11 protein-coding genes and 1 pseudogene are annotated in these 12391 nt (G+C 71.4%); 5 read left to right on the forward strand and 7 right to left on the reverse strand.

The annotated features are described in order from the left end of the window. Nucleotides 1-328: 328 nt before the first annotated feature. Nucleotides 329-1084: a VOC family protein gene (locus OHS59_RS20065; RefSeq protein WP_328494789.1), complete on the reverse strand. Its 756-nt coding sequence runs from the start codon at nt 1082-1084 to the stop codon at nt 329-331. A 124-nt stretch (nt 1085-1208) separates the two neighbouring features. Here OHS59_RS20065 and OHS59_RS20070 point away from each other — a divergent pair, with 124 nt between their 5' ends. After that, a complete protein-coding gene (locus OHS59_RS20070) occupies nt 1209-1856 on the forward strand; it encodes a TetR family transcriptional regulator (RefSeq protein WP_328494790.1) in 648 nt (215 codons plus the stop codon). 142 nt (nt 1857-1998) lie between these two features. Here OHS59_RS20070 and OHS59_RS20075 read toward each other — a convergent pair whose 3' ends face one another. After that, the gene (locus OHS59_RS20075; RefSeq protein WP_328494791.1) at nt 1999-2550 is read right to left on the reverse strand and encodes a nitroreductase family deazaflavin-dependent oxidoreductase; all 552 of its coding nucleotides are present in this window, start codon (nt 2548-2550) and stop codon (nt 1999-2001) included. Then, nucleotides 2550-3731, reverse strand: coding sequence for an acyl-CoA dehydrogenase family protein (locus tag OHS59_RS20080; RefSeq protein ID WP_328494792.1), 1182 nt, complete (start codon nt 3729-3731; stop codon nt 2550-2552). The genes OHS59_RS20075 and OHS59_RS20080 overlap by 1 nt, the downstream gene beginning before the upstream one ends. A gap of 140 nt (nt 3732-3871) precedes the next feature. On the opposite strand from OHS59_RS20080, the gene OHS59_RS20085 reads away from it, so the two are divergent. Next, nucleotides 3872-5059 carry a thiolase C-terminal domain-containing protein gene (locus OHS59_RS20085; RefSeq protein ID WP_328494793.1) on the forward strand — a complete coding sequence of 396 codons (1188 nt, stop codon included), beginning with the start codon at nt 3872-3874 and terminating at the stop codon, nt 5057-5059. 567 nt (nt 5060-5626) lie between these two features. Here the strand turns inward: OHS59_RS20085 and OHS59_RS20090 are convergent. The 3 genes from OHS59_RS20090 to OHS59_RS20100 all read right to left on the reverse strand — a co-directional run bounded on the left by OHS59_RS20090 (nt 5627) and on the right by OHS59_RS20100 (nt 7510). Further along, nucleotides 5627-6238, reverse strand: coding sequence for a TetR/AcrR family transcriptional regulator (locus OHS59_RS20090; protein ID WP_328494794.1), 612 nt, complete (start codon nt 6236-6238; stop codon nt 5627-5629). A 65-nt stretch (nt 6239-6303) separates the two neighbouring features. Then, nucleotides 6304-6765 (reverse strand): nuclear transport factor 2 family protein, encoded by a 462-nt coding sequence (locus OHS59_RS20095; protein WP_328494795.1) that lies wholly within the window; start codon nt 6763-6765, stop codon nt 6304-6306. A 94-nt stretch (nt 6766-6859) separates the two neighbouring features. Beyond that, entirely contained in the window at nt 6860-7510 is a 651-nt protein-coding gene (locus OHS59_RS20100) for a TetR/AcrR family transcriptional regulator (RefSeq protein WP_328494796.1), read from the reverse strand. Between the two features lie 117 nt (nt 7511-7627). On the opposite strand from OHS59_RS20100, the pseudogene OHS59_RS20105 reads away from it, so the two are divergent. The 3 genes and pseudogenes from OHS59_RS20105 to OHS59_RS20115 all read left to right on the forward strand — a co-directional run bounded on the left by OHS59_RS20105 (nt 7628) and on the right by OHS59_RS20115 (nt 11133). Next, nucleotides 7628-8450: pseudogene (locus OHS59_RS20105) on the forward strand (SDR family NAD(P)-dependent oxidoreductase). A gap of 621 nt (nt 8451-9071) precedes the next feature. After that, entirely contained in the window at nt 9072-10214 is a 1143-nt protein-coding gene (locus OHS59_RS20110) for a C40 family peptidase (protein WP_328494797.1), read from the forward strand. Nucleotides 10215-10218: 4 nt separating this feature from the next. Continuing rightward, nucleotides 10219-11133 (forward strand): hypothetical protein, encoded by a 915-nt coding sequence (locus tag OHS59_RS20115; RefSeq protein WP_328494798.1) that lies wholly within the window; start codon nt 10219-10221, stop codon nt 11131-11133. Nucleotides 11134-11590: 457 nt separating this feature from the next. On the opposite strand, the gene OHS59_RS20120 is transcribed toward OHS59_RS20115, so the two are convergent. After that, complete coding sequence (locus OHS59_RS20120) at nt 11591-12211, reverse strand: dihydrofolate reductase family protein (protein WP_328494799.1); 621 nt, start codon at nt 12209-12211, stop codon at nt 11591-11593. Nucleotides 12212-12391: the final 180 nt, after the last annotated feature.

Consider the following 12391-nt stretch of genomic DNA (forward strand, 5'->3'; position numbering starts at 1 on the left):
CTGCCACCTCCCCGTACGCGGCCGCGCTTCCAGCCACCGCTCCAGCCACTGCGCAGCGTCTCACCACCGAGCCGCTCCGGCGGCACGCACCCCCGATTCTTCCTGTCCGGGGCTCGGGTTGCGAACCCGGGACCGATTCGGGATGTCTCCGACCATTCCCGGGCAAACACCCTTGGTCTGCCTTGTTTTTCAACGTCGGCCGGGGCTTTTCGGTGCCTTTCAGAGCTTCCCGTACGGGTTTCGACCTCGGAGCATCGCCCATTTCAGCGGCGGAGAAACCTGAAATTCCGCGCCGGAGCGCGACTCGTCACCCATCTCGTACGACTCGTCACCCGTCTCGGCGCTGCAGCAACGCGAAGGAAGCCCCCTGATTGTCACCGACGACGGCCACCCGCCCGTACGAGGTCTCGAACGGCGGCGCCTGGACCCGGCCGCCGAGCCTCACCACCGCGCCGAGCGTGGCCTCGCAGTCCTGGACGTCGAAGTGCACGAGGAAGTGGGGCGGCATCTCGGCGGGGAAGACGTCGGAGATGTGGGCACGGCCGAATTCCCGGGTGGCGCCGGGCCCGAAGAGGGCGTCGCGGAACAGGCCGGGGTAGAAGGCGTCGGCGGTGGCGGTGTCCCGCGAGTACAGCTCGACCCAGCTGAAGGCGCCCGTACCGCGGTACCTGCCGAAGCCGGGGTGCGTACCGGCCTCCCAGAGCCCGAAGACCGCGCCCTCGGGGTCGGCGGCGAGGGCCCCGACGCCGTACGGTCCCACGGGCACGGGTGTCGTGATGATCTGGCCGCCCCCCTTGCGGATGCGGTCGGCCATGTCCTGGGCGTCCGGGGTGGCGAAGTAGACCGCCCACACGGTGGGCATCCGGCCGTCCCGCTTCGGCACGAGGGCCGCGACGGGCTCCCCGTCCAGACGCGCCCGTACGGCACCCGCGTACGGCCCGTCGGCGGCCGGGGTGAAGGGCTCGAAGGTCCAGCCGAAGAGTCCGCCGTAGAAACGCTTGCCCGCCTCGACGTCCGGGAGCTGGGCGTCGATCCAGCAGGGGACGCCCTCGGCGAACGCGGCAGAGCCTTCAGATCCAGCCATGCGGCCAAGCTAACGGCCTTTCGCGCATCCCGCAGAGCGGGCGCCGCCCCTGCCCCGCGGGCCTGCGCACCCCATTTGCAGTCGGCCGAATCGCGCTCCGATCACCCCTCGGTAAGCTGACGGCATGACAGGACAAGTGCGTACCGTCGACGGCCGTGTGGCCGGTCGGCGCGGGCAGGCGACGCGGCAGAAGCTGCTCGACTGCCTCAGCGAGATGCTCAGCTCCTCGCCCTACCGCGACGTCAAAGTCATCGACGTCGCGCGGAAGGCGGGCACTTCACCGGCGACCTTCTACCAGTATTTCCCGGACGTCGAGGGCGCCGTCCTGGAGCTCGCCGAGCAAATGGCGGCGGAGGGCGCCGGGTTGACCGAGCTCCTCGAAGGACGCTCCTGGGTCGGCAAGGCGGGCTGGCAGACCGCGCAGGAACTCGTGGACGGATTCCTTGAGTTCTGGCGCAAAAACGATGCCATCCTCCGGGTCGTCGATCTGGGCGCCGCCGAGGGCGACAAACGCTTCTACAAGATCCGAATGAAGATCCTCAACTCCGTGAACAACTCCCTCACGGACACGGTCAAGGAGCTCCAGGCCAAGGGCAAGGTCGACAAGGACGTCAGCCCCGCCGCGATGGCGGGCTCCCTCGTGGCGATGCTCGCGGCGGTGGCCTCGCACCAGAAGGGCTTCCAGACGTGGGGCGTGAAGCAGGCTGAACTGAAGCCGAACCTGGCGCTGTTGGTTCACCTGGGCGTGACGGGCAAGAAGCCGACCAAGTAGTCCGCGCGGTCCGCACGTTACCGACTCGCCGTTTCCAGGCACCCGTCCTGTCACACAGGCGGCAGTTCACCTCGGTGAACTGCCGCCTGTCGCGCTCCCGGGTCCGCACCGGGCCCTTTCCCTCGTGCCCGCCGCGCGTCCGTCATCTCCGTACGATCCGGAACAGCCGGATCTCCCGCTCCACCCGTGACTGGTACGTCGCGTACGGCGGCCAGAACTCCAGCAACGCCCGCCACGCCGCCTCCCGTTCCGCGCCGCTCAGCAGGCGGGCGGTCACCGGGATGTCCCGGCCCTTCCAGTTGATCTCCACGTCCGGGTGGGCGAGCAGATTGGCGGTCCAGGCCGGATGGTCCGTACGCCCGAAGTTGGACCCGATGAGGACCCAGCTCCCGACCGCCCCCTCACCCGAGCGGCCCTCCGCCCGAGCCTCCGTTCGCTCCTCCTCCGGCATGCAGGCGAGTGGCGTACGCCTGGGCAGCCCGCTCCTCGCACCCCGCGCCGTAAGGATGACACCGGGCAGCATCTGCGCGCTGAGCAGCACTTTTCCACGGGTGAGCCGGTGCACCGCACGGTCGAGTGCCGGAACGACATGGGGCGCGACCTTCGCGAAACCCCGGGTCGAGGACACCTTCTGCACCAGCCGGACGCCGGGGCGCCGCGGAGGCTGCCCGGAGCCCGAAGGAGGCGTGGGCATCAGACCGCCACCTCCCCGCCGCCGAAGAGCCGCGCTTCCTCGGCCGCGTACGCGCGCAGCCGGTGCACCGGTCCGAAGAGCAGTTCGTCACCGGCCGCCCGCTTGAAGTACAGGTGCGCCTCGTGCTCCCAGGTGAACCCGATCCCGCCGTGCAGCTGGACGGATTCGGAGGCGCAGACGCGCAGCGCCTCCAGAGCCTGCGCGAGCGCGAGCCCACCGACCCTCTCCTTGCCCTCGGCGGTGGCCCAGGCCGCGTAGTAGGCGGCGGAGCGCGCGCCCTGGACCTGCACGTACAGGTCGGCGAGCCGGTGCTTCACCGCCTGGAACGACCCGATCGCCCGCCCGAACTGCTCACGCTGCTTGACGTACTCCACGGTCCGCTCCAGTACGCGGTCGGCGGCCCCGACGGCCTCCGCGGCGAGGACGGCCGCGGCGGAGTCCCCCACGCGGGCGAGCACGGCGCCGACATCAGCGCGTTTCCCGTCCCCCAGTAACTCGGCTCTCACATCCCGCAGTTGGACACGGCTCCGCGACCGGGTCTCGTCGAGGGAGGTCTGCCGTACGCGGGTCGCCCCCTCCCGCACGAGGAAGAAGAGGGTGCGCGAGCGGGCGAAGCCCCCGGTGTGCGCGGCGACGACCAGCAGGTCCGCGCTGTGCCCGTCGAGCACCTGGTCGGCCTGCCCGTACAGCCGCCACCCGCCGTCGGCCTGCCGCGCCTGTACGCCGCCGGCCCGCCCGCCGCCCGCCCAGTCGCCGCGGTTGTCGCCGGTGAGGCCGAGGGCGGTGGTCAGCCCGGCCCCCGGTACGGCGAGGGCGGCGGTGAGTTCGCCGGAGGCGAGACGGGGCAGCAGGGCGGCACGCTGGCTCCCGCTGCCGAGGGCGAGTACGAGAGGCGCGCTCAGGACGGCGGTCGCGAGCAGCGGGGAGGGGGCCAGGGCCCGCCCCAACTCCTCCGCGGCGAGTGCGAGTTCGGTGACCGTCGCTCCGACTCCCCCGTAGGCGTCGGGGAGTGCGAGGCCGGGCAGGCCGAGTCGCTGCGCGAGGGTTTCCCACAGGCCGGGGTCGTAGCCGTCCGCGGTCCGCACGGCGGCCCTGACCTCCTCCGGGCCACAGCGCTTGAGGAGCAGCTCACGCAGGGTGCGGCGGATCTGGTCCTGTTCCGCGGTGAAGGTTGCGTCCATCGGCGGGCTCCTCCCCGGGCCGGGTGTCCGGCGTCCGCTTCCCTGATCTGACGGCCCGTCATATTAGAGCGATGTCCACCAGATGCACAGGCCCACGACACCTCCCGCGCAGCCCTGTATCTGATGTACCGTCAGATTCCATGACCCCGAGACTCCGGCCCGGCCCGTCGCGGCGCGAGGTGGCCGTCGTCGGCGTGGCCCTCTCCGACTGCGGCCGCGTGGACGAGGCGACGCCGTACGCGCTGCACGCCCAGGCCGCCCGCAGGGCGCTGGCCGACTCGGGTCTCGACCGGTCGGTGATCGACGGCTTCGCCTCGGCGGGCCTCGGCACACTGGCGCCGACCGAGGTGGCGGAGTACCTGGGCCTGCGTCCCACCTGGGTCGACTCGACGTCCGTCGGCGGATCGACGTGGGAGGTCATGGCGGCGCACGCGGCCGACGCGATCGCGGCGGGCCACGCCAACGCGGTCCTGCTGGTGTACGGGTCCACGGCCCGCGCGGACATCAGGGCGGGCCGCCGCACCGGCAACCTCTCCTTCGGCGCCCGGGGTCCGCTCCAGTTCGAGGTCCCGTACGGGCACACGCTCATCGCCAAGTACGCGATGGCCGCGCGGCGCCACATGCACCAATACGGCACCACGCTGGAGCAGTTGGCGTCGGTGGCCGTGCAGGCGCGGGAGAACGCGGCGCTCAACCCCGACGCGATGTTCCGCGACCCGATCACGGTCGACGACGTCCTGTCGGGCCCGATGATCGCGGACCCCTTCACCAAGCTGCACTGCTGTCTGCGGTCGGACGGCGGGGCGGCGGTGCTACTGGTGGCGGAGGAGTACGTACGGGACTGCCGTACGGCCCCCGTCTGGGTCCTCGGCACCGGCGAGCACGTCTCGCACACGACGATGTCCGAGTGGCCGGACTTCACGGTGTCGCCGGCGGCGGTGAGCGGGCGGATCGCCTTCGAACGGGCGGGAGTCCGGCCCGGGGAGATCGACCTGGCGCAGATCTACGACGCCTTCACGTACATGACGCTCGTGACGCTGGAGGATCTCGGCTTCTGCGGGAAGGGGGAGGGCGGGGCGTTCGTGGAGAAGGGGCGGTTGCGGGTGGCGGGCGGGGAGCTGCCGGTCAACACGGACGGGGGCGGGCTGTCGGCGCAGCATCCCGGGATGCGGGGGCTGTTCCTGCTGGTCGAGGCGGTACGGCAGCTGCGCGGCGAGGCGGGTGACCGGCAGGTCCACCGCGGTGGCGGACGCCTGCCCGAACTGGCGGTGGCGTCGGGGACGGGCGGATGGTTCTGCTCGTCGGCGACGGTGGTGCTGGGGCGGTAACGGGGTGGCCTCCGGCCGGGGTGGGGGGTGGGGATGGCTCCGGCCGGGGTGTCGACTGCGGGCCGACGGGGGCTGGGTGCGCAGTTCCCCGCGCCCCTAGGGGGGTGGGGGTGTCTGGTGGTGTGTTGGGTGCGGGCCGTGCGTGGCTGAGTGCGCCGTTCCCCGCGCCCCTAGGGGGTGGGGGGTCCGGCAGGTTGTCGGCTGCGGGCCGTGCGTGGCTGAGTGCGCCGTTCCCCGCGCCCCTGGGTGGGTCGGGGTGTCGGTGGGTTGTTGGCTGCGGGGCCTCTTGGGCCCGGGAGCAGGCAGGCGGGCCCGCTTTTAGGGGCGCGGGGAACTGCGCACCCAGCCCCGGCCGGGCCGCACCCGACGAACTCGCCGACCGGAGTGGGCGCACAGACCCGCCTTCAAGGGGCGCGGGGAACTGCGCGACCAGCCCCCACCGGCCCGCACCCGACAAATCCCCGCGCCGACCGAAGCAGGCGCACAGACCCGCCTTCAAGGGGCGCGGGGAACTGCGCGATCAAGCCCCACCGGCCCGCAGCCGACGGACCACGCACCGCCCCTGCGCTAAGGGGCCGGGTGGGTCAGGGAGGCCAGGACTATTGTCTGGGCCGCGCGGACCGTGGCCGCAAAAGCGTCAGGGTCCCTGCCGACCCGCTCGGCCCCCGCACGCATCGCCCCCGACAACAGCTCCACCACAAGCCGCACATCACCCACGTCCCGAAACTCCCCGCCCGCGACACCGTCCCGGACGACGTCCTCCACCGTGAGGACGATCGCGTGGAACGGATTGTCGGGCCCGTCCGGCAACTCCGCGACCAGCGCCCCGTTCCCCGGCCGGAACATCGGCTGCATGGCCCGGTCCATGGACGCCTCCAGGACCGCCTCGACGATCTCCCGCATCCGCACCGCCGCCGGCTCCGCGGACCGCCCGGCGATCGCCGCCACCCGCTCGACCGCGGGCCGACTCGCCCTCTCGGTCAGCGCCAGGACCAGGGCGCTCTTGTCACGCGCGTAGTTGTACAGGGTGTTGCGCGCGAGCCCGGCCCGGGCCGCGATATGGCCCATGTTGATCGAGTCGTAGTCGCGCTCCAGCAGCAGCTGCCGCGTCGCCTCGGCGAGGTCGGCCCACACCATCTCGTGGTGTTCCTCGATGCTGGCTCCCCGAATACGCGGCATCCGGTCATTCTCCTTCCACCGCGGCTCCCCCGTCGCCCGGGGTCGAGCCCTCGCCGCCAGAGCTCCTACTCGGCGGGCAGGGCCGCGCTCACCAGGTGCGCGTTCTCCTGATAGGTCGCGGTGAGTTTCACACGGCTGAAGCGCCAGCCGTCCGCCGTACGGACCGCCTCGTTGTCGTAGAAGCCGACCACCAGCCAGCGGTTGGGCCCGCCGGCGGGGAGCTCCGCCGGGAGCCAGTGCTCGGCACGGACGTGCGCGTGGATCGTCGCGCGGTCGCCGTCGATCTCGACGACATGGCCCGTGATGGCGTGGTGAGTCGCCACGAAGCGCGCGAAGGCACCGCGGAGGACCTCGACGTAGTCACCGAGCGGCGTTTCCATCGGCGGCATGCCGGTGACCGACTCGAAATCGATCGTGAACGGGTCTGCGTGCACGAGCCCGGGCAGCTCGTCGAACTCCTTCTTGTCCGCGATGTCTGCGTAGCGGCCGAAGAGCTGGATGATTTCGGCGTGATCGGTGGCGTTCACGAGCGGTACCTCTCTCCATGTCCATACTTTTATGCGACAACCTGTCGTAAACATTACGACAGGTTGTCGCGAAAGCAAGTCATGAAGAGCGCCGCTACGCCCCGTCGCCGACGTTCGCGACCATGCGTACGAGGGTGTCGACGAGCTCGTCCGCGGTGGTGCGCAGCCCGTCCGTGTCGAGGTGGCCGCTCAGCTCCATGTCCGCGATGCCGTGGGCACCGGCCAGCAGCAGGGCGCCGTAGTGCGGCGTGTTCCGCTCCCCGACGAGGTCGGTGACGATGGCCAGGAACTCGCCCTGGAAACGTCCGGCCGCGCGCATACGGTCCAGAGCCGGGTCGTTCGCCGGCCCGCACAGCTGACGCCGGACGTGATCGAGCCCTTCGCCGAGCTCCTCGGGGCGGTGTCCGCGGCGCCTGAACAGCATCAGGTAGAGGTGCGGCTGCTCCCGGCCGAAGCCGATGAGGGCGCGCAGGGCGCCGCGCAGCTTCTCGGAGGTCGACGGGGCCGGATCGGTCCGCAGGGTGTGCACCTGGTCGGCGATCCGCTCCCACCCCTCGGTCACGACGGCGGTCAGCAGGCTGTCCTTGCCCGTGAAATGCCGGTACGGCGCCCCTCGGCTCACACCGGCCCGCGCGCCCACCTCCCGCAGGGTGACGGCCTCGGGCCCGCCGAGGTCGAGGAGCTCGGCGGCGGCGTCGAGCAGAGCACGGCGGGTGGCGGCGGCGGATTCCGCTCGGGTGACCATGGCTCCCATCATACAGTTGACAGCGTCACCTGAACCGGTACCGTAACCAAGGTGACAACGTCATCCGAAAATCATGAGCCCCAGAAGCTGATCGTCGTGACCGGCGCCTCCACGGGCATGGGCGCTTCCGCGGCCCGCGAACTGGCTCGTCAGGGCTTCCACGTCCTGGCCGGCGTGCGCCGACGCCATCCGGGCGCCCGGCATCGAGCCGGTCATCCTCGACATCACCGAGCCCGAGCAGGTGGCAGCGCTCGCCGCGCGGGTCGCCGAGGACCCGCGCGCCCTGCACGCACTCGTCAACAACGCCGGTATCCAGGTGAACGCCCCGGTCGAAGCCCTGCCGATGGCGGAGTGGCGGCGGGTGTTCGAAGTCAACCTGTTCGGCCACATCGCCCTCACCCAGGCACTCCTGCCTGCCCTGCTGCGCAGCAAGGGCCGCGTGATCAACATCAGTTCGGTCGGCGGCAAGGTCGCCATGGCCACGTACGGGGCGTACGCGGGCGCGAAGTTCGCGATGGAGGCGGTCAGTGATTCGCTCCGCCGGGAGATGGCGCCGATGGGTGTGCGGGTGGTCGTGATCCAGCCCGGCGGCGTTCGTACGGAGATGGCCGCCCGCGGGATCGAGACGGCGAACCGGTTGGCCGCCCGGATGACGCCGGAGCATGACGCGCGCTACGGCGGTCTGGTCCGGGCGAACAACAGGTTCATGGCCTCGGGTACGGCGTCGGGTCTGACCGCCGATGCCGCCGCCCGGGTCATCGCGAAGGCCGTGACGGTGCGGAGGCCGCGCACGCGCTACACGGCGGGTCTGGACGCCGCGGTGATCACTCGGCTGGTCCGGATGCTGTCCGATCGGACGCTGGACCGGATCCTCGCGACGAACCTCCGCCGCCACCACCCGAAGCGCTCCGCGACCCAGGAGGCAGTCCTGGCCCCCTGACCGGGCGAGGTCTGTCGAGTGCGGGCCGGTGGGGCTTGATCGCGCAGTTCCCCGCGCCCCTTAGAGGCGAGCCTGCGCACCCACTCCGGTCTGCGCGTGGTTCGTCGGGTGCGGCCCGGCCGGGGCTGGGTGCGCAGTTCCCCGCGCCCCTAAAAGCGGGCCCGCCTGCCTGCTCCCGGGCCCAAGACGCCCCGCAGCCAACAACCCACCGACACCCCACCCAGGGGCGCGGGGAACGGCGCACCCAGCCACACACGACCCGCAGCCGACAACCTGCCGGACCCCCCACCCCCTAGGGGCGCGGGGAACGGCGCACCCAGCCCCCGTCGGCCCGCACCCGACACCCCGGCCGGAGTCCACCACCCCCCAGGGGCGCGGGGAACGGCGCGGCCAGCCCTCACCCGCCCGCCGCCGAACAGCCGGGCCCCGCCCCAAAGGCGTACGGCAAAAGAAAAGTTGCCTGCGGGCAGGTTGACACGCGTGGGGACGCAGGGGCCGGGGAGAAGAGGGAAGGTAGTGTGTTCGAGGGTCGAACGACCCTCCGCACAAACCGCGGTGGCGACAGCGACACGCAAGAAGTCCGCCCGAGCAACCCGCACGTGACCTCTGAAAGTGGAGCTGATGAACGTGTCGACCGGCGGCAGACGGTTGCGGAGTCGCGCCACCATAACCACCCTCGCCTTCACCATCGCCCTGATATCCGGCCCGAGTTACGCGGCCCCCGGCGACCCCGACCCCCAGAGCGACAAGTCGATCGAGGACATCCGCACCGAACTGGACGGCCTCTACCGCACGGCGGAGATCGCCACCGAGGCGTACAACACCGCGAACGAGAAGGCCACCAAGCAGGAGAAGCGGCTCAAGTCCCTCCGCAAGGGCCTGGCCCGCGCCGAGGACCGGGTGGACGATCTGCACGAACTCGGCGGCGCCGCAGCCCGGTCGCAGTACCGCGGAGGTGATCTCGCCGCCACCGGTATCCAGTTGCTGCTCGGCGACCACCCCGACCAGGCCCTGAACGAGGCGTCCCAGGCCCGTCAGGTCATGCGCAGCCTGGTCAACGTCTCCGAGTCCCAGAAGACCGCCCGCGCGGAACTGAGCCGGCAGACCGACGACGCCGCGAAGGAACTGCGGAAGCTGAAGAGCAGCCGCGAGGACAAGGCCGAGGCGAAGCAGAAGATCGAGGGGAAGATCGCCGAGGCCGAGCAGATCGAGGCGGGCCTTGAGAAGGAAGAGACCCGCAAGCTCGCCCAGTTGGAAAAGCGGAAGGCCGAGGAAGCCGAGTCCCGGTGGACGGCGTCGGGCGGCGGGACGGGCGGCGGCACCTCGACCGGAAGCGGAAACGGAAACGGCTCCGGGAACGGGGGCGGAACCGGGAACGGCCCGGTCGGCGGCGGTGGCGGGACGACGGCGACCGGCGCGGCCGCGAAGGCCGTCAACTTCGCGATGGCCCAGATCGGGAAACCGTACGGGTGGGGCGCCGTGGGCCCCTCGGCGTACGACTGCTCGGGACTCACCTCCGTGGCCTGGGCACGGGCGGGGCACCCCATACCCCGTACGTCACAGGCGCAGTGGGCGGGACTGACCCGCGTCAGCCTGTCGTCCGCGCGGCCCGGAGACCTGATCATCTACTTCAACGACGCCACCCACGTGGGCATGTACATCGGGGGCGGGAAGATCGTCCACGCCCCACGGCCCGGACGCTCGATCACCACCGCTCCGGCCGCCTCGATGTCCATTCTCGGCGTCGTCCGACCTGGAGTATGAGCGGATGTCCCACTCGCTGACACCCCGTGACACGGGAAACCTGCCCGCGCTCGCCGCACGGCCGCTGATCCGCCTCGACGCCTACGTGGCCGAGGACGGGTCGACCGTAGTCAACGGCCATCTGCTGGAGATGGGCGGCAGCGGCAGACGAAAGCCGAACGAAACGATCCTCGACGCCATCGCCATGTTCGCCCGCACCCTGGGGGCCCCGGTGGCGGCCACCGTCATCGACCGCACCGTGATGCAGGTGGCGCGCCTGCGGGTGTACCCCGACGGGTCGAGCCGGACCATCGCCGACGAGGACGATCTGCCGCCCGGGCTCGAACGCACCGCGGCGGAGGAGGAGGCGTTCCCTCCGCTCGCCCGTGTGGAGCGCATCATCCAGCACGCGCAGCACGAGGAACTGCATGCCGCGTTCGTCCTCGCCAGTGCGCTGCGGGAGCACCTCACGCTGCGCCGGGGCGCGGAGGACGATCTCTCGCTGGAGGCGCGGGCGATAGAGGCGTACCTCGCGTATCTGCGCGCCGACTACACGCTCTCCATCACTCTCGCGCTGACGGTCGCGCGCATCCGCTGCCGTACGGATCTGAACCGGGCGGCGCCCGATGTGGCGCGGGCCACCGCGGCGTGGCAGCGGCTGATGGACGAGGGGCAGGTGGCCACGCGGGGGCAGGAGTTGCTGCACATGTGGGAGCGGTTGTCCGCGGAGGGGTTGTTGCTGGAACCGGCGCACCAGGCGATGGCGCACACCGTCCGGAGCCGGCTCGACCAGCGGGGGCGGCCTGTGCCGGCTCCCGCACCGGTTCCGGCGCTGCCCGTGGGCCACAGCCCGATGGCACCCGAGGACAAGCCCCTCAAGCCCACGCGCCGGGGCCTGCGCCGCTTCACCCGCAAACCAGGCAGAACCCCGGCCCCCTAGGGGGTACCGGGTACGCAGTCCATCGACCGGCGACCCGGCGGGGGCTTCTCGCACAGTTCCCCGCGCCCCCAGCAGCAGACAGCACGCAGGGGGGTGCGTGGTTCGTCGGGTGCGGGTCGGCGGGGGCTGGCCGCGCCGTTCCCCGCGCCCCTAAAAGCAGGCCAGCACGCGGGGGGCGGGAGCGTGGTTCGTCGGGTGCGGGCCGGCCGGGGCTGGGTGCGCAGTTCCCCGCGCCCCTAAAAGCGGGCCCGCCTGCCTGCTCCCGGGCCCAAGACGCCCCGCAGCCAACAACCCACCGACACCTCACCCACCCAGGGGCGCGGGGAACTGCGCACCCAGCCCCCGTCGGCCCGCACCCAACACACCACCCGAGACCCCCACCCACCCAGGGGCGCGGGGAACTGCGCACCCAGCCACGCACGACCCGCAGCCGACAACCTGCCGGGCCCCCAACCCCCTACCGCCCCTCCTCGGGCAAGTGCCCCCGAGCCTCCTCGTACGTGGCACTCCCAGCCGCATCCCCCGCCCCCGGCCCGTACACCAGGTTCAGAACCCCCGTACTGAACGTCTCCGCAGAGATCAGCGTCAGCGGAACCGCCGAGTCCCCCTCCTCGAACAACCGCATCCCCTTGCGCACAGCGATCGGATGCACCAGCAGATGCAGCTCGTCCAACAGCCCCGCCGCCAGCAACTGCCGTACGACAGACACCGACCCGCTCAGCGCGATGTCCCCGCCCGCCTGCTCCTTGAGCGCGGTCACGACCTCGATCAGGTCACCCTCCAACTGCTCGGAGTTGCGCCAGCCGAACTCCAGCCGCCGCGTCGACACGACGATCTTGCGCATGTCACCGAGCTGCTTGGCGAACCCCGCGTCCTCGCCCCCGGCGGCCTCCCGCTCCGGCCACGCCCCGGCGAAGCTGTCATAGGTCTTGCGGCCGAACAGCATGGTGTCCGCCGTACCGAAGGTCGCCCCCACGGCCGCGCCCATCTCGTCGTTGAAGTACGGAAAGTGCCACTGGTCGGGCGCCTCGACGACCCCGTCGAGCGAGATGAACAGTCCGGCGCTGATCTTCCTCATGATGTTCCTCCAGAGGCCGCCGAGGCCGGGAGAGCCAGCCGGCGAACCAGTCGATGACCCAGTCGGTGAACCGGCCGATGAACCGGTCGCTACTTGGACGGCGAGAACCGGAGAAACTAATCGCTGCCGCCAGGACTGTCGACCGTGGCCGCAGCCACCCGGACCTCGGAGAGCCAAGGC

Origin of the sequence: Streptomyces sp. NBC_00414 (assembly GCF_036038375.1) — a bacterium.
GTDB lineage: Bacteria > Actinomycetota > Actinomycetes > Streptomycetales > Streptomycetaceae > Streptomyces.

Bases quoted from the DNA above. Each gene is read 5' to 3' on its own strand.
- OHS59_RS20065 (WP_328494789.1), bottom strand. From the start codon at position 1,084: ATGGCTGGATCTGAAGGCTCTGCCGCGTTCGCCGAGGGCGTCCCCTGC.
- OHS59_RS20070 (WP_328494790.1), top strand. From the start codon at position 1,209: ATGACAGGACAAGTGCGTACCGTCGACGGCCGTGTGGCCGGTCGGCGC.
- OHS59_RS20075 (WP_328494791.1), bottom strand. From the start codon at position 2,550: ATGCCCACGCCTCCTTCGGGCTCCGGGCAGCCTCCGCGGCGCCCCGGC.
- OHS59_RS20080 (WP_328494792.1), bottom strand. From the start codon at position 3,731: ATGGACGCAACCTTCACCGCGGAACAGGACCAGATCCGCCGCACCCTG.
- OHS59_RS20085 (WP_328494793.1), top strand. From the start codon at position 3,872: ATGACCCCGAGACTCCGGCCCGGCCCGTCGCGGCGCGAGGTGGCCGTC.
- OHS59_RS20090 (WP_328494794.1), bottom strand. From the start codon at position 6,238: ATGCCGCGTATTCGGGGAGCCAGCATCGAGGAACACCACGAGATGGTG.
- OHS59_RS20100 (WP_328494796.1), bottom strand. From the start codon at position 7,510: ATGGTCACCCGAGCGGAATCCGCCGCCGCCACCCGCCGTGCTCTGCTC.
- OHS59_RS20110 (WP_328494797.1), top strand. From the start codon at position 9,072: ATGAACGTGTCGACCGGCGGCAGACGGTTGCGGAGTCGCGCCACCATA.
- OHS59_RS20115 (WP_328494798.1), top strand. From the start codon at position 10,219: ATGTCCCACTCGCTGACACCCCGTGACACGGGAAACCTGCCCGCGCTC.
- OHS59_RS20120 (WP_328494799.1), bottom strand. From the start codon at position 12,211: ATGAGGAAGATCAGCGCCGGACTGTTCATCTCGCTCGACGGGGTCGTC.